General features: G+C 58.1%; 26 protein-coding genes and 1 pseudogene. 10 read left to right on the forward strand and 17 right to left on the reverse strand.

Translation table 11 applies throughout. The features are described from left to right. Positions 1–67 precede the first annotated feature (67 nt). Positions 68–949, forward strand: a complete 882-nt coding sequence (locus GIW02_RS05105) for a replication initiation protein (RefSeq protein ID WP_236417022.1) — start codon at positions 68–70, stop codon at positions 947–949. Between the two features lie 580 nt (positions 950–1529). On the opposite strand, the gene GIW02_RS05110 is transcribed toward GIW02_RS05105, so the two are convergent. From GIW02_RS05110 to GIW02_RS05120, 3 genes and pseudogenes are all read right to left on the reverse strand, one after another. Next, positions 1530–2090: a hypothetical protein gene (locus GIW02_RS05110; RefSeq protein WP_236417024.1), complete on the reverse strand. Its 561-nt coding sequence runs from the start codon at positions 2088–2090 to the stop codon at positions 1530–1532. A gap of 71 nt (positions 2091–2161) precedes the next feature. After that, positions 2162–3052, reverse strand: a complete 891-nt coding sequence (locus GIW02_RS05115) for an AbiTii domain-containing protein (protein WP_236417033.1) — start codon at positions 3050–3052, stop codon at positions 2162–2164. 87 nt (positions 3053–3139) lie between these two features. Beyond that, a pseudogene (locus GIW02_RS05120) lies at positions 3140–3391 on the reverse strand (PA0069 family radical SAM protein); the annotation flags it as partial. Positions 3392–3612: 221 nt separating this feature from the next. Between GIW02_RS05120 and GIW02_RS05125 the strand changes: the two are divergent. Beyond that, entirely contained in the window at positions 3613–3864 is a 252-nt protein-coding gene (locus tag GIW02_RS05125) for a hypothetical protein (protein ID WP_236417035.1), read from the forward strand. A gap of 48 nt (positions 3865–3912) precedes the next feature. Here GIW02_RS05125 and GIW02_RS05130 read toward each other — a convergent pair whose 3' ends face one another. The 5 genes from GIW02_RS05130 to prlC all read right to left on the reverse strand — a co-directional run bounded on the left by GIW02_RS05130 (position 3913) and on the right by prlC (position 10332). Then, on the reverse strand, positions 3913–5196 hold the full coding sequence (locus GIW02_RS05130) for a cytochrome c (protein WP_236417046.1): 1284 nt from the start codon (positions 5194–5196) through the stop codon (positions 3913–3915). Positions 5197–5208: 12 nt separating this feature from the next. Then, complete coding sequence (locus tag GIW02_RS05135; protein WP_236417048.1) at positions 5209–6993, reverse strand: GMC family oxidoreductase; 1785 nt, start codon at positions 6991–6993, stop codon at positions 5209–5211. 2 nt (positions 6994–6995) lie between these two features. Continuing rightward, a complete protein-coding gene (locus GIW02_RS05140; RefSeq protein ID WP_236417053.1) occupies positions 6996–7748 on the reverse strand; it encodes a gluconate 2-dehydrogenase subunit 3 family protein in 753 nt (250 codons plus the stop codon). Positions 7749–8008: 260 nt separating this feature from the next. Then, positions 8009–8284 (reverse strand): YheV family putative zinc ribbon protein, encoded by a 276-nt coding sequence (locus GIW02_RS05145; protein ID WP_010207776.1) that lies wholly within the window; start codon positions 8282–8284, stop codon positions 8009–8011. Beyond that, entirely contained in the window at positions 8281–10332 is a 2052-nt protein-coding gene (prlC, locus tag GIW02_RS05150; RefSeq protein WP_236417055.1) for an oligopeptidase A, read from the reverse strand. Before prlC ends, GIW02_RS05145 begins: the two co-directional genes overlap by 4 nt. Before the next feature lie 101 nt (positions 10333–10433). Between prlC and GIW02_RS05155 the strand changes: the two genes are divergently transcribed. Then, on the forward strand, positions 10434–10976 hold the full coding sequence (locus tag GIW02_RS05155) for a gamma carbonic anhydrase family protein (protein ID WP_236417057.1): 543 nt from the start codon (positions 10434–10436) through the stop codon (positions 10974–10976). Beyond that, complete coding sequence (locus GIW02_RS05160; protein ID WP_236417059.1) at positions 10973–11632, forward strand: HAD family hydrolase; 660 nt, start codon at positions 10973–10975, stop codon at positions 11630–11632. Before GIW02_RS05155 ends, GIW02_RS05160 begins: the two co-directional genes overlap by 4 nt. Before the next feature lie 85 nt (positions 11633–11717). Here the strand turns inward: GIW02_RS05160 and GIW02_RS05165 are convergent, their stop codons facing one another. Further along, the gene (locus GIW02_RS05165) at positions 11718–12761 is read right to left on the reverse strand and encodes an aminopeptidase (RefSeq protein WP_236417062.1); all 1044 of its coding nucleotides are present in this window, start codon (positions 12759–12761) and stop codon (positions 11718–11720) included. Between the two features lie 133 nt (positions 12762–12894). On the opposite strand from GIW02_RS05165, the gene GIW02_RS05170 reads away from it, so the two are divergent. Then, complete coding sequence (locus GIW02_RS05170) at positions 12895–13314, forward strand: PA0061/PA0062 family lipoprotein (protein WP_236417063.1); 420 nt, start codon at positions 12895–12897, stop codon at positions 13312–13314. Here GIW02_RS05170 and GIW02_RS05175 read toward each other — a convergent pair whose 3' ends face one another. Next, the gene (locus GIW02_RS05175) at positions 13315–13554 is read right to left on the reverse strand and encodes a DUF1161 domain-containing protein (protein ID WP_236417065.1); all 240 of its coding nucleotides are present in this window, start codon (positions 13552–13554) and stop codon (positions 13315–13317) included. A gap of 210 nt (positions 13555–13764) precedes the next feature. Continuing rightward, the gene (locus GIW02_RS05180; protein WP_010207768.1) at positions 13765–14196 is read right to left on the reverse strand and encodes an OsmC family protein; all 432 of its coding nucleotides are present in this window, start codon (positions 14194–14196) and stop codon (positions 13765–13767) included. A 218-nt stretch (positions 14197–14414) separates the two neighbouring features. On the opposite strand from GIW02_RS05180, the gene GIW02_RS05185 reads away from it, so the two are divergent. Beyond that, the gene (locus GIW02_RS05185; RefSeq protein ID WP_101265098.1) at positions 14415–15416 is read left to right on the forward strand and encodes an LLM class flavin-dependent oxidoreductase; all 1002 of its coding nucleotides are present in this window, start codon (positions 14415–14417) and stop codon (positions 15414–15416) included. 150 nt (positions 15417–15566) lie between these two features. On the opposite strand, the gene GIW02_RS05190 is transcribed toward GIW02_RS05185, so the two are convergent. Then, positions 15567–15791, reverse strand: coding sequence for a DUF1161 domain-containing protein (locus tag GIW02_RS05190; RefSeq protein WP_236417821.1), 225 nt, complete (start codon positions 15789–15791; stop codon positions 15567–15569). Between the two features lie 115 nt (positions 15792–15906). Further along, the gene (locus GIW02_RS05195) at positions 15907–16122 is read right to left on the reverse strand and encodes a dodecin (protein WP_003214895.1); all 216 of its coding nucleotides are present in this window, start codon (positions 16120–16122) and stop codon (positions 15907–15909) included. A 156-nt stretch (positions 16123–16278) separates the two neighbouring features. Here GIW02_RS05195 and GIW02_RS05200 point away from each other — a divergent pair, with 156 nt between their 5' ends. Continuing rightward, on the forward strand, positions 16279–16605 hold the full coding sequence (locus GIW02_RS05200) for a DUF883 family protein (RefSeq protein ID WP_003170746.1): 327 nt from the start codon (positions 16279–16281) through the stop codon (positions 16603–16605). Between the two features lie 10 nt (positions 16606–16615). Here the strand turns inward: GIW02_RS05200 and GIW02_RS05205 are convergent, their stop codons facing one another. Then, positions 16616–17512 (reverse strand): LysR family transcriptional regulator, encoded by an 897-nt coding sequence (locus GIW02_RS05205; protein ID WP_236417818.1) that lies wholly within the window; start codon positions 17510–17512, stop codon positions 16616–16618. Positions 17513–17622: 110 nt separating this feature from the next. Here GIW02_RS05205 and trpB point away from each other — a divergent pair, with 110 nt between their 5' ends. The 3 genes from trpB (at position 17623) to GIW02_RS05220 (ending at position 20250) form a co-directional block, all read left to right on the forward strand. Beyond that, entirely contained in the window at positions 17623–18864 is a 1242-nt protein-coding gene (trpB, locus tag GIW02_RS05210; protein WP_236417816.1) for a tryptophan synthase subunit beta, read from the forward strand. Further along, complete coding sequence (gene trpA, locus GIW02_RS05215) at positions 18865–19674, forward strand: tryptophan synthase subunit alpha (RefSeq protein ID WP_236417815.1); 810 nt, start codon at positions 18865–18867, stop codon at positions 19672–19674. A gap of 135 nt (positions 19675–19809) precedes the next feature. After that, positions 19810–20250, forward strand: a complete 441-nt coding sequence (locus GIW02_RS05220; protein WP_236417814.1) for an anti-virulence regulator CigR family protein — start codon at positions 19810–19812, stop codon at positions 20248–20250. A 388-nt stretch (positions 20251–20638) separates the two neighbouring features. On the opposite strand, the gene GIW02_RS05225 is transcribed toward GIW02_RS05220, so the two are convergent. The 3 genes from GIW02_RS05225 to GIW02_RS05235 all read right to left on the reverse strand — a co-directional run bounded on the left by GIW02_RS05225 (position 20639) and on the right by GIW02_RS05235 (position 23950). Then, on the reverse strand, positions 20639–21943 hold the full coding sequence (locus tag GIW02_RS05225; protein ID WP_236417813.1) for an MFS transporter: 1305 nt from the start codon (positions 21941–21943) through the stop codon (positions 20639–20641). Between the two features lie 189 nt (positions 21944–22132). Further along, positions 22133–23281, reverse strand: coding sequence for a galactonate dehydratase (gene dgoD / locus GIW02_RS05230; RefSeq protein WP_003170741.1), 1149 nt, complete (start codon positions 23279–23281; stop codon positions 22133–22135). A gap of 48 nt (positions 23282–23329) precedes the next feature. Further along, the gene (locus tag GIW02_RS05235; RefSeq protein ID WP_236417812.1) at positions 23330–23950 is read right to left on the reverse strand and encodes a 2-dehydro-3-deoxy-6-phosphogalactonate aldolase; all 621 of its coding nucleotides are present in this window, start codon (positions 23948–23950) and stop codon (positions 23330–23332) included. Between the last annotated feature and the right edge of the window lies 1 nt (position 23951).

A 23951-nucleotide genomic window follows, 5' to 3' on the forward strand; every position in this document is an offset into this window, starting at 1 on the left:
ATATTATACAAATAGTCAATGCCTCCGTTGGTTTTTCTTTTAATTAACTTTAATTAATAGAGGAACTATGGGATGTTTAACCCTTTTTGAAAGCACCTTACCTAAAAAGCCTTATTGTTGTGATGATTACTTCCGTGGTATTTCACCAAGAACAAAATCAATAGCCGTTAAAAAACTACATATCCAAGCTAATGGCCCGACGCATTTAAGATGGCTAGTATTTGACATCGACCACCAAGACTCTGGAATGCTTTGGGAGCAAACAAACATGGCAGCCCCAAATATATCGGTCATGAACCCGGAAAACGGCCACTGCCATTATTTCTACAACTTGGAAACACCAGTTAGAACGGCACTTGAGGCGAACATAAAACCTATTCGATACGCAGCATCAATTCAAACAGCAATGAGGAAAAAGCTGATGGCTGATGCGGGATTCTCTGGGACTATAAGTAAGAACCCTTTAAACCCTCACTGGAAGACAAAGGTCTGGAGAGATGAGCCCTACTCGCTAGATGAATTGAGTGATTACGTCAAACTTGAAAAACCAGTTACAAAAAAAGAGCAGCTAGAGAATTACGGCCTAGGGAGAAACTGCAATTTATTTGAAGACCTAAGAAATTGGTCATACAAAGAAATCCGAATGAACTATCCTAACTATGCGGGATTTTACGAGTCGTGCTTCAGTTATGCTCTAAACCTTAATCTAGAACTTGCGTCACCTTTAAACATCAACGAGATAAAAAACATCTCTAAAAGTGTATCAAAATGGACGTACACGCACTTTGATAACGAAATATTTTCTGATATTCAGTCTGCAAGAGGTTCATTGAAGGGAAAGGCAAAAAGAGATATGGGCATTCAAATGCTTACGAATGGCTGTACTTCTATGGAAATTATAGCAACTCTAAATGTAACAGATAGAACAATTCGAAACTGGAAAAAATAAAAACGGAAAAAGCCATATCAGATAATAGCCTGCATGAGGCTATTATTTTTCCCCCCAATACGTTCTGCATATTAACTCAAAAGCTAATTCTGATTATACGCTTCGCTTAAAGGTCAAAAAACAACTTAGCCCTCAAGTCAGCAGCATGTTTAAATGCCATTTTTGTAAACCCTCCAATTTATCCTTAGGGGGTCACGCTAAAATATTTCAACGTAAAAAAACGGCAATACCGTGCTCCCTTTAAAAAACCACTTGTTATTTTTTTAAAAAATACATGATATTTTTCTATCCCCACTTAATTTGACAGTAGTATTTTGGCTTAAATACAACATAATTTCATGTCAATAGCAGTTTGAAAATATATTTACCATTCAACTCTAATAGCCCAATACGGTTCAACGCTATTTTTACCAAACTGTTAAATTTGACTGACGCCTTGGCGAGATGCCAAGGAGCCCATTTTGATTAGCGTCCAACCCTAATCTGGTCAATTTTCCCACTTGAACAAGTTCAAGCACGAAAACTGACCTCGCTGTGGAACCTATCGCAGAAAATAGCCATCGGTTTGTTTATCCCTTCTCTAACCAAACAAGTTGGGATTAGCTTTCTCGAAACTCTCAGCACCATCAGCCCAGAGTTTATAAAAAAGCTCCCAACCCATCGCATTATTCGGCTTTCTAATTTTGGGGTTAAGTCCGGGTATAGACTCATAAAGGTTATCGTCTACCAGTTTTACGTAATTTCGGTGGTGTTCGCTTTTTTTCGCAACAGGGTATTTTGCTTGCCAATAAATTGAATGAGTATATATATCAAGGATGGCTATTTCTTTTTTACTTGCGTCGATACCTGCTCGAACTCTTAACTTATTAAGTTCGTGTGTATTATCGGGCGGAGGTTGTTTTTTTGAAACTATTACGGCTTTATAAATTAACTCTAGTGACAAACCACAGAGCATATCAAAAACCGAGTAATCGGCTCCGCTTTGAATGTTACAGTTTGACTTTAGCCATTCGCTTACCTGTTCAGTATTTGAGAGTGAAAACCACAAAGCACCAGCAGAATTCCTCATTTCAGAGGATTTATTAAACCAATACATCGGTTCCATTTTGCGTCGTGCAAAATCGCTGTCGTAATAATCCATATTCAAAATCTCAACAATAACGATACGAAACCTTTGGCATCGGCAGAACAGTGATGGAGTCATTCGTTTCGTTAACTGCACGCTGCGATTAATTGAGCGGCTAACGGCACATAATTAGTGAGAACGCCACCGGTTGCCCCTTCAAGAATATTCCTTACGGATATAAGGCACTCACGCAAAATCGTTTTCTTAGGCGATGAGGAACTAAGCTGTGCTTTGATAGTGTCGAGATCAGCTCTTAGCGATTGTTTGGCTTCGTCATCCCCTTTTAGTTGGTTTACGTCGTTTTTTAACTCTGAAACAAATTTTTCCAGATCTTTCTTGAAATCGGCTGTTCCGTAATACTGATTAGAATTATCACTATCCTGTTGAATTTGCGAATTGTGCATACTACCAATAGTAATAGTGTTGTAAGTAATAGATGCGGCAGCTGCCTTTTCTTCCTTTGAAAAACCCATACCTTCTCCGTGAATTCCCTGAGATTCCAATTCTAATGCGAACTGTAATACCCTATCCCGCACTCCGTAAATTATGTTTTTTAAGCTACTAGACTCGATCTGTAACCCTGGAGTCATTCGAAGATTCATACCAGCGAGAAGTTTTTCCTCTAGCTTAGCTGGAAAGGGTAATACGACACGATCATTATTGGCAGCATGTTCACATAACCTCCCGAGCGGCTGTGATATTTTCCGAGTGGTTACAGTTTCTAATATATGCGGATTGTCAATAGTTAGCGGAATGTGTCCATGAATATCGTTATAACAAACGAGGCTACCTCTTACATGCCGGTAATTTGGTATGTCGTCACTTGACCTGTAGCCTTGCAGCTCATTGTCGATCCAAGTCGAAATACTCGGAGCGTTTAGCTTCACCGAAACGGCTTTGGCCTTTCTCATAAGTGCCATGATGTGTATCGATTCATCGAGTGCATCTGCTTGTAGTTCTTCTACTAACCCGGCCATTCCTCATCCTCAGGCTGTCATATAGCCACACTCTGCACCTTGCAGTGGCCTAGCCGCAAGACACAAGCCTCAACTCAATTTTGATGTGGAACCTTTCACATAACATATCCAGCCATGCTCGCAGCCACGATAGGGGTTGATCGAGCGATCAAACGGCAGGTCCGGCGAGTTGTTGCGGGTGATGATGGTCTTGGCCGTTTCGATACGCACTTCAGTGCCCTGGGTCGGCGGCACTTCCTGAAACCAGCCGTCGTCCTCCACCACCGACACGCTGGGCGCAAAGCGATTGTGAGGGTTGGTGGCGGTACCCCGTCCGCGAGGAGGCAGGGGAGCGTTCATGCTGTGTTCTCGATAGCTGTATCTATATACAGTATTCGAGAATTCCGCTTCTTGCGAGCACCGTTGGGCGGACCACCGTCCAATAGCGTATCTGACAATAAAAAGTATAACTTCTTACTTATAATCAACATGAAACAAGTCGCCACACATGAACCATGGATTTAAGTTTTGGAACGCCTCTATGATCACGCTCCAATTCACCCATGCACCCAAGGATATTTATGTCTCAGGACGAACTGCGTTTAACGTGTGAAGACTTCGAAAAAGACAACAGCCCGGAAATCCTGTTGGAACGGTTTACCGATGGCGAACTTGCGTATGCCATGTACGCCTCCTCCTCGATGAAGGACGGGCACTACGACACAACGTCCAGCCCCACCGACCTGGACGGCGATGGCGACTTTGATGAAGTAGACAAAGCCATGTTCCTGAACTTGGTCAATACCTTCGCAACAACCTGTACGCGCAAATAAAACCCTGCCCGACTTATATAATCAACCATACAAGTCGGGCAGTTATATTTACTTGTTCGCAGTGTCGGAAGTTGTATGAGCTTCTATTTCTTGACGCAGTTCAGCAACGTGCGAGGTTTTAACCAGTGCCGCATTATTGCCCCAGCTACTGCGTATAAAGTTGACCACGTCCGCCACTTCCTGGTCCGACAACCGCCAGGCAAATGCTGGCATGGTGAAGGTCGACGGTGCGGTATGGGTCGCTGGCAAGGTGCCGCCGTTCAACACGATGTTGATCAGCGATGTGGCATCTGCGGTCTGCAATACCGGGTTGCCGGCCAGCGCCGGGAATACCCGCGTATAGCCATGGCCATCGGTACGATGGCAGGCGGCGCAGTTGTCGATGTACACAGAGGCGCCCGGCTTGCTGTCATCGCCTTTCCACAGCGCCTCGGCCGCCTGCTTGTCGTATTGATGCGGTGAGTCCGTGGGGTCCACCGCCGGCAGGCTTTTGAGGTAACGGGCAATCGCTGTCAGGTCGTCTTGCGACATGTACTGCATGCTGTGAACCACCACATCGCTCATGCCGCCGAATACCGCGCTGCGATCACTGCGACCGGTCTTGAGGAATTGCACCAGTTGCTCCTCGCTCCAACTGCCGAGGCCGTCCTTGTGGTCGCCACGCAGGTTCTTTGCGATCCAGCCTTCCAGGGGCGCGCTGCCCGACAGGAACGCATTGCCATCCGTGGCACTCAGGGCTTTTTCCTGCATGGTCAGGGCCCGTGGCGTGTGGCAGGCGCCGCAGTGGCCAAGGCCTTCTACGAGGTAGGCACCACGACTGATCACGGGGTCGGCATCCGCCGCCGCCTGGTAATCCGCCACGTCAGGGGCAAACATCCATCGCCATGCAGCCAATGGCCAACGCATGCTCAGAGGCCAGGGAATGTCGCTGGCCTTGTTTTCCTGAGCCACCGGCTCCACACCCTTCATAAAGTACGCATACAGCGCCTGCATATCGCTCTCGCTCACACGCGCGTAAGACGGGTAGGGCATCGCCGGGTAAAGCGTACTACCGCTCTTGGCGACGCCGTGGCGCACCGCCTTGTCGAAATCCTCGAAGCTGTAGTCACCCAGGCCGGTCTTGTCCGGCGTGATATTGGTGGAATAGATCACGCCGATCGGGGTTTCCATCGGCAAGCCACCAGCGAAGGGTTTGCCGCCCTTGGCGGTGTGGCACGCCACGCAGTCACCGGCGCGGGCCAGGTACTCGCCCTGCTTGACCTGGTCGGTTTCGGCGGCGCTTACCGAGCAGCTGCTGAAGAGCGCGAACGTTGCGATAACAAGTGCTTTCATGGTCATCGCTCCTTATGCCTGAACCAGTGGGCCGGGGTTTTTCAGGTACTGCTCGCGGATTGCCCGGGCCGACCAGTAGGTCAGCGCCGCCACCAGGCCGGTCGGGTTGTAACCCAAGCCTTGTGGGAAAGCAGACGCGCCTGGGACAAACACGTTGTGTACATCCCAGCACTGCAAGTAGCGGTTCAACGCACTGGTTTTCGGGTCGGTGCCCATGATGGCGCCACCGTTGAGGTGGGTGGTCTGGTAGGACGCAGTGTTGAAGTGATCACCGACCTTTTTGCCAAGCACGGCAATCGCCTTGGGGTTCATCGCCTCGGCGACCTTGCCCATTTTCTCGACCATGAAGCGGTTCATCTTGATGTCGTTTTCCTGCCAGTCGAACGTCATGCGCAGCAGCGGCAGGCCGTAGGAATCACGGTACACCGGGTCCAGATCGAGGTAGTTGCCTCGGTAGGATTGATGGGCGCCGTGGGCATCCATCGACACCTGGTGGGTGTAGTAATCGGCGGTGGCGCGCTTCCACGCACTGCCCCACGCAGGAGTGCCAGGCGGGTTGGACGTACCGGCAATCGGCCGACTGCCCGCCTGGTTGACCCACATCGGCGAGCCGCCCACAAAGCCGTGGGGCCCGTGGTCGAAGTTGTCGGCGTTGAAGTCATCCATCGCCACGCCATTGCCGCCGGCGCCGATGAAATTGTTGGTGTGGGTGCCCTTATCGAAGAACGCCTTGATGGTCGCCATGTTCTGGTAGGCGAAGTTGCGGCCCACCACGCCCTCATTGGTAATCGGGTCGTAAGGCTTGCCGATACCGGAGAGCAGCATCAGCCGCACGTTATGGAACTGGAACGCGCCAAGGATCACCAGGTCCGCCGGTTGCTCGCATTCGCGGCCCTGGGCGTCGATATAGGTCACGCCGGTGGCCTTGCTCTTGGTGCTGTCGAGGTTGACCTTGAGCACGTGGGAGTTGGGCCGCAGCTCAAAATTCGGCACTTGGCGCAGGGCCGGCAGAATGTTCACGTTCGGCGAGGCCTTGGAATACATGTAGCACACGTAGCCGCTGCAAAAACCGCAGAAGTTGCACGGGCCCATTTGCGCACCGTAGGGGTTGGTGTATGGCCCCGAGGTATTGGCTGACGGCAGGTTGTAGGGTTTATAACCCACTGACGCAGCCGCTTTCTGAAACAGCTGTGCGGAAACAGTATTTTTCTGCGCCTCCAACGGGAACGGGTTGGAGCGATCCGGCGCATAGGGGTTGCCGCCACGGCCTTCGCCCACCACCTGACCTTTTACGGTCCAGGCCTGGCCGGAGGTGCCGAAGACTTTTTCCGCGTAGTCGAAAAACGGCTCCAGCTCTTCATAGCTGACGCCGAAGTCCTGGATGGTCATGTCTTTTGGAATAAAGTTTTTGCCGTAGCGCTCTTCGTAGTGGCTGCGCATACGCAACTCGATCGGGTCGACGCGAAAATGCACGCCCGACCAGTGCAGGCCCGCGCCGCCGACGCCGTTACCCGGCAAAAAAGCGCCGAGTTGACGGTTGGGCAGGGCGACGTCATTCACGCTGTGGCGAATGGTCACCGTTTCCTTGGAGATGTCCTGGAAGAGTTTTTTGCGCACGCTGTAGGTCAGTTCGTCGATGACCTGGGGATAGTTGCCGTCCGGGTAGGTGTCCTGCATAGGGCCGCGCTCCAGCGCTACCACGTTGAGGCCTGCTTCGGTCAGCTCCTTGGCCATGATCGCGCCAGTCCAGCCGAAGCCAACGATCACTGCGTCGACTTTTTTCATGATGGTCGCCACGTTTATGCCCTCTCGCCGCGAATGGAAACAGCCGGGAAGGGGTATTGCTCGTTGCGTTCCACCCAGTCCATGAAATCGGCGCGGGCGCCGGGGAAGCCGATCATGGTCCAGCCGACCATGCCTTTGTTGCCACCGTGGATCGGGTCGCAGAAGAAGCCTTCCTTGGTGTTTTGTAGCAGCAGGTTGAAGAAGATCTTGGCCGGCACCGCGTCGAAATGTGCGGTGACTTCACTGCCGCCAGCCTCCAGACGGTGCAACATATCGTCTCGGGTAGCGCTGTCTTGCGCAGCAAAAGTTTTACCGTTGAACGCCTTCGACCAGGCATCCGTAGCAGCAATGCCCAGACGATAAATTTCTTTGGGCACCAATTTGCTCTGCCAGCCCATCTCCGGCGCGGCGTCGGCATTGAACGGGCCTTGCATGAACCACAGGGCGCCACTGGCGTACGGCGTGTTCATCTGACGGTCGATGTATTCCGGCACGCCGGCTTCCAGCGCACCGGGGCCTTGCGCGTCGGCGGGAATCAGGCGCTCGACGGCGGCGTTGATGAACACCCATTCCTCAGCCGTGAAATAGGTCGGCTCATAGGCCTTGTCGCTCACCGCCGGCTGGGCTGGCGCGGCCTGGGCCGGCTCTGGCGTAGCAATCAGCATTGAGCCACCAAGGCCGGTACTGGCAACCGTGACCACCGGGATCAAGGTCAAGGATTTGCGCAGAAAGTCACGCCGGGGGTTGTCTTGATCTTGATCAGACATGGGTGCACCTCATCATGTGGTCACGGGTTTGTTCGGCCGCTTCTTGGGAGCAGCTCGTGCGTATTTGGCAATCAATGGTTACAAATGATAGCAGGCTAAGCATGTAGAGAATGGATTCAGCGACCTAAGTCGAATAAACCCAGGCAAAAAAATGTGGGAAGGGGCTTGCTCCCGATAGCGCTGGGTCAGCCAATTGGAGGCTGACTGACCTTGTGCTATCGGGGGCAAGCCCCCTCCCACATTGGGTGTGCGTAGGGCTGTTAGTCTTTCTTGAGTTTCGGATTGGGGAAGAACTGCACCGCCTGCACCTTGGGGTCCGCCGGCGCTTTCAATGCCGAGGTGTTCACCCGCGTGCCGAGCTCCTTGGGCACTGACAAGCCCTGATCATTCAGGGTGTCGGTGTACCCGCAAGCCACGCATTCGCGGTGCGGCACGTTGTCCTCGGTCCACATTTTCAGCTTGTCCGGCTCGCTGCACGCCGGGCAGACCGCCCCGGCGATAAATTGTTTTTTGGTGATCACAGGCCCTTCGCTCATGCTGCCGCGTCCTCACTCAGGCCGCTGTGGCGCAAGAGTGCGTCAATCGTCGGCGCACGTCCGCGGAAGTCGACGAACAGCACCATCGGTGCTTGCGAGCCGCCACGCGCCAGGATCGCTTCGCGGAATGCTCGGCCAGTCTCGGCATTGAGCACGCCGTCTTCTTCAAATTTGGAGAAGGCATCCGCCGACAGTACCTCAGCCCACTTGTAGCTGTAGTAACCCGCCGCGTATCCGCCGGCGAAGATGTGCGCAAAGCTGTTGGGGAAGCGGTTATAGGCCGGCGGGCGCATTACCGAGACCTCGTCACGCACGCCTTCGAGCACTTGCGCCACACTGCGGCCATCGCCATGGGTGGCATGCATTTCAAAGTCGAACAACGAGAATTCCAACTGGCGGACCATCATCAGGCCGGACTGGAAGTTCTTCGCCGCGAGCATTTTTTCCAGCAGGTCCTGGGGCAATGGCTCGCCGGTTTCGTAGTGACCGGAGATCAGCGCCAGGCCTTCCGGCTCCCAGCACCAGTTCTCCATGAACTGGCTCGGCAGCTCTACCGCATCCCACGCCACGCCGTTGATGCCGGACACGCCAGCGTGTTCAACGCGGGTCAGCAGGTGGTGCAGGCCATGGCCGAATTCGTGGAACAGCGTGGTCACTTCATCGTGGGTCAACAGGGCAGGCTTGCCGCTGTCGGCCGGGGTGAAGTTGCACACCAGGTTAGCCACCGGGCTTTGCAGTACACCGTCGACGGTGCGCCGACGGTCGCGGGCGCCGTCCATCCAGGCACCGCCGCGCTTGTTGGCGCGGGCGTAAAGGTCGAAGAAGAAGCGGCCGACGTGCTGGCCGTTTTCCTTGATCTCGAACAGGCGAACATCCGGGTGCCAGGTGTCGAAGCCTTTCTGCTCGGCGATTTCGATGCCGTACAGGCGCTGCACGATGGCGAACAGCCCGCCGAGCACTTTGTCGATCGGGAAGTAGGCGCGCAGGGCTTCCTGGGACACGCTGTAGCGCTGCTCACGGAGTTTTTCGCCGTAGAAACCGCTGTCCCAGCTCTGCAGGTCGGCGCAGCCTTGTTCGGCGGCATAAGCCTTGAGCTGCTGCAAGTCCTGGGCAGCAAACGGCTTGCTGCGTTTGGCCAGGTCGCGCAGGAAGCTCAGCACCTGGTCGCTGGACTCAGCCATTTTGGTGGCCAGGCTCAGTTCCGAGAAGGACGCGAAACCGAGCAATTGCGCCAATTCCTGACGCAAGTCGAGGATCTGTTCCATCACCGGGCCGTTATCGTTCTGGCCGGCATTCGGGCCTTGGTCCGAGGCACGGGTGCAGTAGGCCGCGTAGACCTCTTCACGCAGGGCACGGTCCTGGGCGTAGGTCATCACCGCGTAGTAGCTGGGGAATTCCAGGGTGATCAGCCAGCCGTCGAGGCCTTTGGCCTGGGCGGCGGCGGCCATTTGCGCCTTGGCCGAGTCGGTCAGGCCGGCAAGGGTCGCTTCATCGGTGACGTGCTTGGTCCAGGCCTGGGTGGCGTCCAGCAACTGGTTGGAAAACTTGCTGCCCAGCTCGGAGAGTTTGCTTTGCACGTCGGCGTAACGCTTTTGCTGCTCGGGCGGCAGATCGATACCCGACAGGCGGAAGTCGCGCAGGGAGTGCTCCAGAATGGTTTTTTGCGCCACGTCGAAACCGGCAGCTTCCGGGCTGTTGGCCAGGGCTTCGAAGGCCTGGAACAGCTCACGGTTCTGGCCCATCTCGGTGGAATAGGCGCTCAATGCCGGCAGGCAAGCCTCGTAGGCTTCGCGCAGTTCGGCGCTGTTGCACACAGCATTGAGGTGGCTGACGGGGCTCCAGGCGGCGCCGAGGCGGTCATTCAGCTCGTCCATGGCCAGTACCAACCCGGCCCATGTCGGATTTTTACCCTGGCTTTGCAGGATGCCTTCGATGGCAACGCGGTTGTCGGCGAGGATCTGTTCAATGGCCGGTTGCACGTGCTCGGCACGGATCGCCGAGAACGGCGGCAGGTCGTAGGACTGCAGAAGAGGGTTGTTCGCGCTCACGGTTGGCACCTTGGCTGAAGAAACTGATAAGACAAAGATGGGGCCATCTTAATTACAATCAACACCCACCGCAGCTATCAGCAGATAAGAGAGAGGCTATCGTGACCCTTCGCACCTATCAGAACCACACGCCAACCCTGGGCGCCGGGGCTTTTGTCGATATTTCGGCGGTGGTGATCGGCGATGTCGAAATCGGCACCGACAGCTCGGTATGGCCGCTGACCGTGATTCGTGGCGACATGCACCGCATCCGCATCGGTGCACGCACCAGCGTGCAGGACGGCTGCGTGCTGCATATCACCCATGCCGGGCCGTTCAACCCGGACGGTTTCCCGCTGTTGATCGGCGATGACGTGACCATCGCCCACAAAGTCATGCTGCACGGCTGCACGGTGGGCAGCCGCATCCTGATCGGCATGGGCAGCATCGTGATGGACGGCGCCGTGGTGGAAGACGACGTGATCATCGGCGCCGGCAGCCTGGTACCGCCGGGCAAGAAACTCGAAAGCGGCTTTTTGTATGTGGGCAGCCCGGTTAAACAAGTCCGCGCGCTGACTGACAAGGAACGCGCCTTTTTCACCTACAGCGCGGCCAACTACGTGAAGCTCAAAGACCTGCACTTGGCTGAAGGATTCGACCGATGACCCTGAACTACCCAACCGTCCTGTTCGACCTGGATGGCACCCTCACCGACCCACGCGAGGGCATCACCCGTTCGATCCAGTACGCCCTCGCCAAGCTGGGCATCGACGAGCCGGACCTGACCAAGCTCGAACACTTCATCGGCCCGCCGTTGCTGCAAGCCTTCATGCAGTTCTACGACTTCGACGAAGCCAAGGCCTGGGAGGCGGTGAATTTCTACCGCGAGCGTTTCAAGGTCACCGGGCTGTACGAAAACCGCGTGTTCGACGGCGTGATGCCGTTACTGGAAGACCTCAGCAGCCAGGGCCGCCAGTTGTATATCGCCACCTCCAAGCCCTGGGTGTTTGCCCGCGAGATCGCCCGGCATTTCGATTTTGCCAAGCACTTCAAGGTGATCTACGGCAGCGAATTGGATGGGACGCGCACCAACAAGGTCGAGCTGATCGCGCATTTGATCAGCGAAGAAGGCCTGGACCCGGCCACCACCCTGATGATCGGTGACCGCAAACACGACCTGATCGGGGCGCGCAGCAATGGGCTGGACTCGGCGGCGGTGGGGTATGGGTTTGGCAGTTTTGAAGAGTTGAATGCCGAGTCGCCGACCTGGCATTTCGAGACGCTGGCACAGATGCACCAGGCATTCTTGCAGCGGCCTTGAGACTGCCATCGGGGGCAAGCCCCCTCCCACAGTTGATCTGTATACGCCGTTCAAATGTGGGAGGGGGCTTGCCCCCGATGAGGCCCTAAAGGCCACCCCCTTCCAACTGCCTCAACGCCGCTTTGCGCTGCCCCACCGGCAACCCTCCCAGCGTCTCCACAGCCGCATAAAACCTCACCCAATCCCCACCTTCCCGCGCAAACAACGCCGCAAACGCCGGCACCCACTGGTCATACAGCCCAAACGGCAACAGCCGCGCATTGTTCATAGGCTGATTGACCCAAGCGTCATAACGCTTATCCCCGCCCCACTGGGTATCACGCATGTGTCGATACTCGGCGCGCAAACGCTCGAACTGAGCCGCCTTGGCCTGGCGCATTGCATCAGTTGCCAACGGTTGGGTGTAGAGCGTTTCCAAACGTTGACGGGTATCGAGGACTAACTGGATAAATTGATCACGCTGCTTCGACGTCGACAGACTATCCGCTGCCAAACCCCGCGCCGCACGCCATTGGCGCGTGCCTTCCTGCTCGACGAAGGTGGCAAATGACTCGTTGAACTCGGTGTCATCCTTCACATAGAAGCGCTGGTGCGCCAGCTCGTGGAAGATCAGTGTCGCCAGGCGCTCGTCACCCCAGTTCATCATCGAATTCATGATCGGGTCGTTGAACCAGCCCAGGGTCGAATAGGCTTCGACGCCACCGATGGCCACATCCATGCCCCGTTGCTTCAACAACGCCGACTCACCTCGCGCGGCGCCTTGGCTGTAATAGCCGCGATAGGCCACGCATCCGGCGATGGGGAAGCAATGGGTTTCAGGCGATAGGGAAAATTCCTGCGTGGCAAAGACATTCCAGACCACATAGGGTCGACCAATGTCAGCGTACAGCCGGTAACTCTGGTTGTCGGGCAGGTGCAGGTGCTGACTGGCGAAGGTTCGCGCTTTCTGCGATTCAACGAGATGGTCACGCAGTAACTGCGGGCGGGAGGGGTCCGCAATCACCTCGGCAATCGGCTCTCGGGCTTGCAACAATTGCCATTGGCCGCCCGCCAACTGGCTGTAATAACGGATGCTGGAGCAGCCGCTCAGCAGCACAATCAACCACCCTGCAAGAAAAAGCCTGACCATGCCCCAACCGCTCCTGGGTGATTTGTTTGCCAGACTATCCTGCCTGTACGGAATTTTTCCATGGCGCGGCGTGTTTATACTCATAGGGAGCCTGCTGCCCGGCTCATATTTCCCCTACCGTCGAGTGCCCGCCATGCGCCAGCTATTGCTTCCCATCACCGCCCTATTTCTCGGCGCCTGTGCGTCGAACCCGATTCCGCCGGTCGACCCGCAACAGGCTTGGGTCGATTTTGCCACGCCGACACCGGGCGCCAAGCTGGTAATGGCACAGCGACTGGACGGGAAAAACCTCGACGACGGGCGTTTTTTTCAAATGCCGCCCGGCCCTCACGAACTGATGGTGCGCTTTGACTTTGAAGTGCCCGGCGGCGGCCTCGGCGGCCTCAGCCAAATGATGTACCGCACGTGCTTCATGACCCTGCAATACGACCACTTCCAGGCCGGCCAGCGCTATGTGCTGGAAGGGCGCTCGCTGGCCTTTACGCCCAACATCCGGCTGTATGACTCGGCGCGCCAGCTGCTGGCACAGGAGCGGAGCGTGAACTGCATCTGATCAGTCGTTGTTCTTCTGATAGACAATGGCTTTGGTGCCATTCTCACAGCTGCCGACGACCATGGCGCTGTCGTGCTTGTCGGCTTCTTCCTTGCTGACGATCTCAAGGGTGTAGGAGGGCACCGCGTTAGCCTGGATCTTGACCTCGATCTCTTTCCTGAGCTCTTCGCAGTCTTTTGGCGCGGCCACGGCCGAAGTGGCCAACACACCGCAGAGGATAGCCAAGGCAAAACGTTTCATGTGTGAAGCTCCCTGAATGCATGCGCACGGGTGTGCGGCTAGGCTGCAATAGCTATTCGACCACAATTTGTAAACGCAGGTTCTGATTTAACGCAAAACCAAAGGTGGGAGGGGGCTTGCTCCCGATAGCGGAGTATCAGCCAGCCGAGTAAGGCCTGACCCACCGCCATCGGGAGCAAGCCCCCTCCCACATTGCACTTGCTGCGTCTGTTAGTTGACGAGCGTGGCATCCAGGCTGATTTTCGCGTTCAGCACCTTGGACACCGGGCACCCTTCCTTGGCTTTCTTGCTCAGTTCATCGAACTGCGCCTGGCTGGCGCCGGGGATCTTGGCCTTGAGGATCAGGTGCACAGCGGTAATCGCAAAACCGCCATCAACTTGGTCCAGCGTCACTTCAGCCTGGGTGTCGATGCTGTCAGCCTTGAGCCCGGCATCGCCGAGAATCATGGAAAACGCCATGGAGAAACAGCCAGCATGGGCCGCACCGATCAGTTCTTCCGGGTTGGTACCCTTACCGCCTTCGAAACGGGCCTTGAAGCCGTAAGGCGCTTCGCGCAGTACGCCGGTTTCCGTAGAGATGGAACCCAGGCCAGTCTTGAGGTCACCTTCCCAATGCGCGGATGCTTTTTTAACAATACTCATAGCTGTCTCCTCGAACGGTGGTTTTGCGTCAGTAAGGGTTCTGAGGATAGACGGCATGGCAAAGTTCATCTTGTCGGAGAAACCTAGTGATCCAGTAGGAAATTTACCGGCTGGCTATTGAATCTCGGGTATATGCCCTCATTGCATAGAGCATGCACATGAAGCGGCAGGTTTTGGTTCGTCTATAAAGCCTGCGCCCCCATTGGAGAAGCAGGCTTATGAAATCGCTGTCCGACGTTAAATTCTCAACCCTCGACCTGGTGCCCGTGCGGGCCAACGGCAGCCCGGCGCAGTCGCTGCGCAATTCCCTGGACTTGGCCCAGCACGTTGAAAAGTTTGGCTACAACCGCTTCTGGGTGGCTGAACACCACAATATGGACGGCATCGCCAGCTCGGCCACCTCGGTATTGCTGGGCTACCTGGCCGGCGGCACCTCGACGATTCGCGTCGGCTCCGGTGGCGTGATGCTGCCCAACCACGCGCCGCTGGTGATTGCCGAGCAGTTCGGCACCCTCGAAAGCCTCTACCCCGGCCGTATCGACCTGGGCCTGGGCCGCGCGCCGGGTTCCGACCAGATGACCGCCCGCGCCCTGCGCCGTGAGCGTTCCGGCAGCGCCGATGAGTTTCCGGAAGACGTGGCCGAACTGATGGCTTACCTGGGCCCACGTACGCCTGACCAACGCATCATCGCCGTACCGGGCACCGGCACCAACGTGCCGGTGTGGCTGCTCGGTTCCAGCCTGTTCAGCGCGCAGCTGGCCGGCGAGCGCGGTTTGCCCTACGCCTTTGCCTCGCATTTCGCACCGCGCCTCATGCATGAAGCGATTCGCGTGTACCGCAACCACTTCAAGCCTTCGGCCGTGCTGGACAAACCCTACGTGATGCTCGGCATCCCGTTGGTCGCCGCGGACACCGACGAGCAGGCCGAGTACCTGGCCACCTCGGTGTATCAACGCATTCTGGCGCTGATGCGCGGGCAGAGCCTGGTGCAGCGCCCGCCGGTCAAAACCATGGACGGCCTGTGGCTGCCCCATGAAAAAGACGCGGTCGGCAGCTTCCTCGGCCTGGCCATGGTCGGCAGCCCGGCGAAAATCCGCGCCAAACTGGAGGTGCTGATCGAGCAAACCGGCGCCGATGAGCTGATCTTTACCTGCGACCTGTACGAGCACGCTGACCGGATTCATTCCTACGAGCTGCTGGCACAGTTGATGAAGGGCTAAAGCCCGCGCGAAAAAAACGACGCACCTGTGGCGAGGGAGCTTGCTCCCGCTGGGCTGCGTAGCGACCCCAAAAAAATGGGAGCGCTGCGCACTCCAGCGGGAGCAAGCTCCCTCGCCACAAGTGCGTCGTTTCATGCCTGGAACACGGGATTAACCGCGTTTGTAGACGATTTCCTTGGTGCCGCCTTCGCAGCTGCCGACCACTTCAGCGTCGGTCGAAGCGCCTTTATCCACCACTTCCAGCGAATAGCCCGAAGCGCCGTTGGCGTCGATTTTCGCTGCGATTTCGCTTTTCAGCTCTTCACAAGGCTTGCCTGCTGCCAGGGCTGTGCCCGCAATGCTCAACAAACCTACCGCTAACAGGAACTTCTTCATCCGTTACTTTCCTTGCGCTGATCGAAAAAAGCGTGCCGACGCTTTCGCATCGGCACCCATTGGTTGTAGCGCAGGTTATGGCAATCGGCCAGTCAGCAAAGTTCAACCGACGCGATCAACTACTGGCAATTCGGAACCCTACCTTGAGGGTGACCTGGAAGTGCGCGGCCTTGCCGTCCTTGATGTGACCACGGGTTTCCGTCACCTCGAACCACTCCAGGTGCTTGATGCTCTTGCTGGCCTCGGCCAGGGCGTTATTGATCGCGTCTTCAATGCTGGTGGTGGACGAGCCGACCAGTTCGACTTTCTTGTAGGTGTGATGATCACTCATGGCAGTTCTCCTAAGGGTCGTTAAGCAAGCGTAGCAGTCAATGTTCGTACTGCTTCTGGCGACTGTTCCTACCCGAAAGTTCAGATTTACTGCACTTTCTGAAAACGCTGGAGTCGGTATCTACACATGCCACTCAATCACTTCAGGAGAGTCCACATGGCCAACACTTCTTTACGCAAAGCGTCGCTGGAAAGCATGGAAGCCGAGATTTCGAGCCTGCTCAAGTCCCTTGAGAGCCTCAAGGATGATGCGTCGGATGAGTCGCGCAAAACGCTGAAGGCCCTGAAAAGCAATGCCGAGAATGCCCTCAAGCACTCCCGTCACCTGATCAGCGATGCCTACGAAGAAAGCAAAGTCAAAATCCGCGAAACCGGTGTTGCAACCCGGGACTACGCACAAGAGCACCCATGGACTACAGCTGGCGTCGCTGTAGGTGCATTGGGCCTGCTGGCGGCTTACCTGCTGTGCAAACGCGGCGACTGATTGTTACCCGTTATATCGGCGGGTGCAGCAGGTCAGCCTTGAGCCACTGCGCCAGCTGACCCGCGCGCCCGTCTGCGGCGCGCTTGGGTAGCCACAACGCCAGGTGCGCCGGGGTTTCACTGAAACCCCACGGCGCCACCAGGCGACCCGCTCGCAGGTCCTCTGCCACCAGCGGCTCTGGCGCAATCGCCACGCCCAAACCGGCCACCGCCGCTTCCAGCAAATAATACAAATGCTCAAAACCCTGACCGTGCTTCAGCGCGTCGGGTGCGATGCCGTATTGCTGCGCCCAACTGGGCCAAGCTTGCGGGCGTGAGGTGGTGTGTAACAGGGCCTCGTCACACAAGGCCGAGGCCCGCGCCTGGCGCAGGCGCTCGTAACCAGCAAAACGCGGGCTCATCACCGGGCCGATGCGCTCGCTGGCCAGCTCAAACACCTGCATATCCGCCGGCCACGGTGGTTCGGCAAATACCAGCAGAGCGTCCAGGCCGGGACGGCGCGGGTCGAGGTCGCCGTCGCCGGCCGAGAGGTGCAGACGCAAATCCGGCAGGTCCGCATTCAAGCGACCCAGGCGCGGGATCAGCCAGCGCGCCAGCAAGCTGCCCGAACAACCCAACACGAACGGCGCATCGGCGCTGGCCTGGGTGAGTTCGGCGCAGACGTCGCGCAGACGCTCGAAAGCCTCGCCACTGGCATCGCGCAGCCGTACACCGGCATCTGTGAGTTTAAGGCCGCGTCCGTCCTTGACGAACAGGCCAACGCCCAAGTGTTCTTCCAGTACTTTCAGTTGGCGGCTGACCGCACCGTGAGTCACGTGAAGTTGCTCAGCGGCCTGGCTGACGCTATTAAGCCGCGCAGCCGCTTCAAAGGCGCGCAGGGCATTGAGGGGCGGAAGGTCTCGGCTCATCTGTGAGTTTTCCTGACAGGTTGTGGCGATCTTATCGGTTTTCAGCGTCGGGTGTCAGGGGTAGAGTGGCCGTCATTGCCTCTCCTCACCTTCTTTTCCTGGAGCGCCCCATGACTCAGTCCCAGACCGATCTACGCAACGGCCCCGACGCCAACGGCCTGTTTGGCGCGTTCGGCGGCCGCTACGTCGCTGAAACCCTGATGCCGTTGATCCTCGACCTGGCCCGCGAATACGAAGCGGCCAAGATCGATCCGGCATTCAATGAAGAATTGGCCTACTTCCAGCGCGACTACGTAGGGCGCCCAAGCCCGCTGTACTTCGCCGAGCGCCTGACTGAGTTCTGCGGTGGCGCCAAGATCTACCTCAAGCGTGAAGAGCTGAACCACACCGGCGCGCACAAGATCAACAACTGCATCGGCCAGATCCTGCTGGCGCGGCGCATGGGCAAAAAACGCATCATCGCCGAAACCGGCGCCGGCATGCACGGCGTGGCCACGGCCACCGTGGCTGCGCGCTTCGGCCTGCAATGCGTGATCTACATGGGCACCACCGACATCGAGCGCCAACAGGCCAACGTGTTCCGCATGAAGCTGTTGGGTGCCGAAGTGATTCCGGTGGTCGCCGGCACCGGCACCCTCAAGGACGCGATGAACGAAGCCCTGCGTGACTGGGTGACCAACGTCGACAGCACCTTCTACCTGATCGGCACCGTGGCCGGCCCACACCCGTACCCGGCGATGGTGCGCGACTTCCAGGCCGTGATCGGCAAAGAAACCCGCACCCAGCTGCAAGCCCAGGAAGGCCGCCTGCCAGACAGCCTGGTCGCGTGCATCGGCGGCGGTTCCAACGCCATGGGCCTGTTCCACCCGTTCCTGGATGACACCAGCGTCGAGATCATCGGCGTTGAAGCTGCCGGCCACGGCATCGAAACCGGCAAGCATGCCGCCAGCCTCAACGGCGGCGTACCGGGCGTGCTGCACGGCAACCGTACGTTCCTGCTGCAGGACGACGACGGCCAGATCATCGACGCCCACTCGATTTCCGCTGGCCTCGACTACCCGGGCATTGGCCCGGAACACGCCTGGTTGCATGACATCGGCCGCGTCCAGTACACCTCGGTGACCGACGACGAAGCCCTCGACGCGTTCCACAAATGCTGCCGCCTGGAAGGGATTATTCCTGCACTGGAAAGCGCCCACGCCCTGGCCGAAGTGTTCAAACGCGCACCGACCCTGCCGAAAGATCACCTGATGGTGGTCAACCTGTCCGGCCGTGGCGACAAAGACATGCAGACCGTGATGCACCATATGGACCTTTCTCAACAAGAGCATGCCCAGCAGGAGAAACACTAAATGAGCCGCCTGCACACCCGCTTTGCGCAGCTGAAAGAACAAAACCGTGCCGCCCTGGTGACCTTCGTTACCGCGGGCGACCCTGGCTATGACACCTCGCTGGCGATCCTCAAGGGCTTGCCTGCCGCCGGTGCCGATGTGATCGAGTTGGGCATGCCCTTCACCGACCCGATGGCCGACGGCCCGGCCATCCAGTTGGCCAACATCCGTGCGCTGGAAGCCAAGCAGAACCTGGCAAAAACCCTGCAGATGGTCCGCGAGTTCCGTAAAGACAACAACGACACCCCGCTGGTGCTGATGGGTTACTTCAACCCGATTCACAAATACGGCGTGCCACAGTTCATCACGGACGCGAAAGAAGCCGGTGTAGACGGCCTCATTGTGGTCGACATGCCGCCCGAGCATAACGGCGAGCTGTGCGACCCGGCCCAGGCTGCGGGCATCGACTTTATCCGCTTGACCACGCCGACCACCGATGACGCGCGCCTGCCGACCGTGCTGAACGGCAGCTCGGGCTTTGTGTACTACGTGTCGGTAGCCGGTGTGACCGGTGCCGGCGCCGCCACCCTGGAACACGTCGAAGAGGCGGTGACCCGCCTGCGTCGCCATACCGACCTGCCGATCAGCATCGGTTTTGGTATCCGTACGCCGGAACAAGCGGCGGCCATCGCGCGCCTGGCCGAGGGTGTGGTGGTGGGTTCGGCGTTGATCGACCACATCGCCAATGCCAAGAATGATCAGCAAGCCATCGACGGTGTGCTGAGCCTCTGCGCGGCGCTGTCGGAAGGCGTGCGTAACGCCCGTAAGTAAGCGCCCTGTAGCAGGAGGTAAAGTTCCTGATACAGAGGAATCAACGCGCACACGCACGGCCTAAGCAGCAAGACCAAGGGATTTCGAACCTCGTTCGCGATCCCTTTTTTGTGTGTGTGACCTGAGGAATACCCGATGAAAATGCCTAAATCCGTGATTGCCGGCCTTGGCGTACTGGTGCTTGGCGCCAGCGCCCTGGTGCAAGCCGCACCGCCGGACCCGCGTGGTGACGACCGTGGCGGTCCGCAAGGCCAGCACGAGCAACGTGGCGACGACCATCGCGGCCCGCAGGACAACCGTCGCGGCGGCCCGCCCCAGGATTTTGGCCCGGTGCGTCAGATCATCCACGACAACCACGGCCAGTTCTCACGCGGCGCACCACCACCGCCGAACGTACGCCTGGTGCGTGGCCAGCCGCTGCCACGCGGCTACTACGGCGAACGCTTGGACAACCGCGCCCTGGCACGCCTGCCGGTGTACCCGGGTTACGAATGGCGCCGCTCGGGCCCGGACGTGGTGTTGATCGCCGTGGGCACGGGCATCGTCTACGAGATTCTGGACGGCGTACTCAACTAAAGCGCTGCTCCAGTGGAGAGTGGGCTCATGTACTGAACACACTTGTGTGGCGAGCGGGCTTGCCCGCGCTGGAGTGCGCAGCGCTCCCGCTTTTTTTGGGGCCGCTACGCAGCCCAACGCGGGCAAGCCCGCTCGCCACGAAAGCATCATCTAAAGCTCTATTCGTTCGACCTTGCCTACCAGCAGCCTGTAGGAAAGCGCGCCCAGCAGAGCGAGCACCGCGATGTGGGTGATCGCCAGCGCAAGCACAGCGTACTCAACTAAGCGCCGCTGAACACGCTCATGTGGCGAGCGGGCTTGCCCGCGCTGGAGTGCGCAGCGCTCCCGTTTTTTTTGGGGCCGCTACGCAGCCCAACGCGGGCAAGCCCGCTCGCCACGAAAGCATCATCTAAAGCTCTATGCGTTCGACCTTGCCTACCAGCAGCACGTAGGAAAGCGCGCCCAGCAGAGCGAGCACCGCGATGTAGGTGATCGCCGGCGCAAACGTATCGCCGCTGGCCAAAAAGCCAATCACGATCGGCGTGGCAATCGCCGACAGGTTGCCGATGAAGTTGAACACCCCGCCCGTCAGCCCCAGCAGACGCGCGGGCGCCAGGGTTGATACCAGCGACCAGGTAATCGACGCCAGGCCATTGCCGAAAAACGCCAGCGCCAGAAACGCGATCACCCATGCCGTCGAATCCACATAGTTGGCGCCAATGATCGCCGTGGAAATCAGCAGGCCGCCAATGATCGGCAATTTACGCGCAAAGCCCACCGACGCGCCCCGGCGAATCAGCCAGTCGGAGAAAATCCCCGAACACAGTACGCCCACAAACGCCGCGAGGAAGGGCAGCGACGCCAGCAGGCCAGACTTGATGAAGTCCATGCCGCGATATTTAACCAGGTAGGTCGGAAACCACGTCAGGAAAAACCACAGCGTGGAGTTCAGGCAGAACTGACCCAGGTAGATGCCCCAGAGCTTGCGCTTGCTCAACACAATGCCCAGGTCGACCCAACTGAACGGCGCCTTGGTGGCTTGCGCTTGCATGTCCACCAACCCGCCACCTGCGCGGATCAATTCGATTTCAGCGGCGTTGGCGCCTTTGAAATCCTTGGGCTCGCGGTACACCGCGTACCAGATCAGCGCCCACACAATGCCCACGCCTCCGGTGGCGACAAACACCATGTGCCAGCCGAACGCATGTTGCAGCCAAGCCAGCACTGGCGTCAGAAATGCCAGCCCGACAAACTGCCCGGAGGTGTACACGCCAATCGCGGTGGCGCGCTCGCGCTCGGGAAACCAGGTGGTGACCACGCGGCTGTTGATCGGGTAAGCCGGTGCTTCCAACGCCCCTACCGCCATACGCAACACAAACAACGCGATGAAGCTGGCGGCGAAACCCAGCATTACAGTGGCAATCGACCACAGCAGCAGGGCAGCGGTGTAGAGGATGCGCGGCGGCACCCGGTCCACCAGCCAGCCGCCAGGGATTTGCATGGCGGCGTAGGTCCAGCCGAATGCAGAGAAAATCAGCCCGACATGCACCGGGTCGATGCCCAGCTCGCTGGTCAGCGCCGGGGCGGCAATCGACAGGTTGCTGCGGTCGAGGTAGTTGATCACCACGGTGATAAACAGCAGCGCCATGATGAAGAAGCGCTTTCTGCTGGGCGTGACTAAAGAAGCCTGCCCGGTGAAGGACTCAGGGTGCATGGGGGGTGCCTCTTGTTATGTTTATTGAGGTCTGGAACTGAGCTGACTGAAGAAACCGGGTTAAAAAATGTGGGAGGGGGCTTGCTCCCGATAGCAGTGTGTCAGCCAGCACAACTGTTTCTGATAGACCGCTATCGGGAGCAAGCCCCCTCCCACATTTTTGACCGCATTGTTTCAGTCAGGGGGTAATCACCACTCGGCAAAGCTGCCGTCGGCATGGCGCCAGATCGGGTTACGCCAGCGGTGGCCGATGGCGGCGCGTTCGATCACGTATTCCTCGTTGATCTCGATGCCCAGGCCCGGCCCGTTGGGGATCTTCACGAAGCCCTGGTCATAGTCGAATACGCCCGGGTCGCGCACGTAGTCGAGCAGGTCGTTGCTCTCGTTGTAGTGAATGCCCAGGCTTTGCTCCTGGATAAACGCGTTGTAGCACACCGCGTCCAGTTGCAGGCAGGCCGCCAAGGCAATCGGGCCCAGCGGGCAGTGCAGCGCCAGGGCCACGTCGTAGGCTTCGGCCATGTTGGCGATCTTGCGGGTTTCGGTGATGCCGCCGGCGTGGGAGGCATCCGGCTGGATGATGTCGACGTAGCCTTCGCTGAGCACGCGCTTGAAGTCCCAACGCGAGAACAGGCGCTCGCCCAACGCGATCGGTGTGCTGGTCAGCGGCGCCAATTCCTTGAGCGCTTCGTAGTTTTCGCTGAGCACCGGCTCTTCGATAAACATCAGTTTGTACGGGTCCAGCTCTTTCATCAGCACCTTGGCCATAGGCTTGTGCACCCGGCCATGGAAGTCCACGCCGATGCCGACGTTCGGCCCGACCGCATCACGCACGGCGGCCACGTTGGCCAGGGCGAGGTCGACTTTTTCGAAGCTGTCGACGAACTGCAGCTCTTCGGTGCCGTTCATTTTCACCGCAGTGAACCCACGCGCCACGGCCTCTTTGGCGGCGCGGGCGGTGTCGGCAGGGCGGTCGCCGCCGATCCACGAGTACACGCGGATCTTGTCACGCACCTGGCCACCGAGCAGGTCGCTGACGGAGACGCCGAGGGCCTTGCCCTTGATGTCCCACAGCGCCTGGTCGATACCGGCCAGCGCACTCATGTGCACCGCGCCGCCACGGTAGAAACCGCCGCGGTAGAGCACGGTCCAGATGTCTTCGATATTGCGTGGGTCTTTGCCGATCAGGTAGTCGGACAGTTCTTCAACCGCAGCGGCCACGGTGTGAGCGCGGCCTTCGACCACGGGCTCACCCCAGCCGGTCACGCCCTGGTCGGTTTCGACCTTGAGGAAGCACCAGCGCGGCGGGACGATAAAGGTCGTCAGTTTGGTGATTTTCATCTGTTATCTCTCTTATAGATGCGGCGCCGGTAGGCGCGGAACTTGATATCAGCCCAGGGCTTTCCAGGCGGCGACATACGCCTGGGCGCGGCTCGCGACCTGATCCACTGTCAAACCCGGTTTGAACAACCCGGAACCCAGCCCGAACCCCTTGGCGCCGGCGTCGACAAACACCTGCATGTTGTCCGGGGTAATGCCGCCCACCGGCAGCAGCAAGGTGCCCGCCGGTAATACCGCGAGCCATGCCTTGATCACCGCCGGGCCCATTTGCTCGGCCGGGAACAGCTTCAATACGTCGGCGCCTTCGGCCAGCGCGGCGAACGCTTCGGTGGGCGTGGCCACCCCCGGCGACAGGTACAGGCCGGCAGCCTTCGCCGCGCGCAGTACCTTGGGGTCGCTGTGGGGCATGACGATCACTTGGCCGCCGGCGGCCTTGACCTGCTCGACCTGCTCCGGGGTCAACACCGTGCCGGCACCGATCAGGCAATCGGCGGGCAGGCTGTCGCGCAGGGTGCGGATGCTGGTGTAGGGGTCCGGCGAATTCAGCGGTACTTCGATCACGCGAAACCCGGCGTCGTACAAAACTTGACCAACTGCCTGGGCTTCGCCCGGCGTCACGCCACGCAGGATTGCGATCAAACCGTTGTGTGCGAGTGCTTGCTTGAGCATG

The organism is Pseudomonas syringae (assembly GCF_021606685.1).
Lineage (GTDB): Bacteria > Pseudomonadota > Gammaproteobacteria > Pseudomonadales > Pseudomonadaceae > Aquipseudomonas > Aquipseudomonas syringae_R.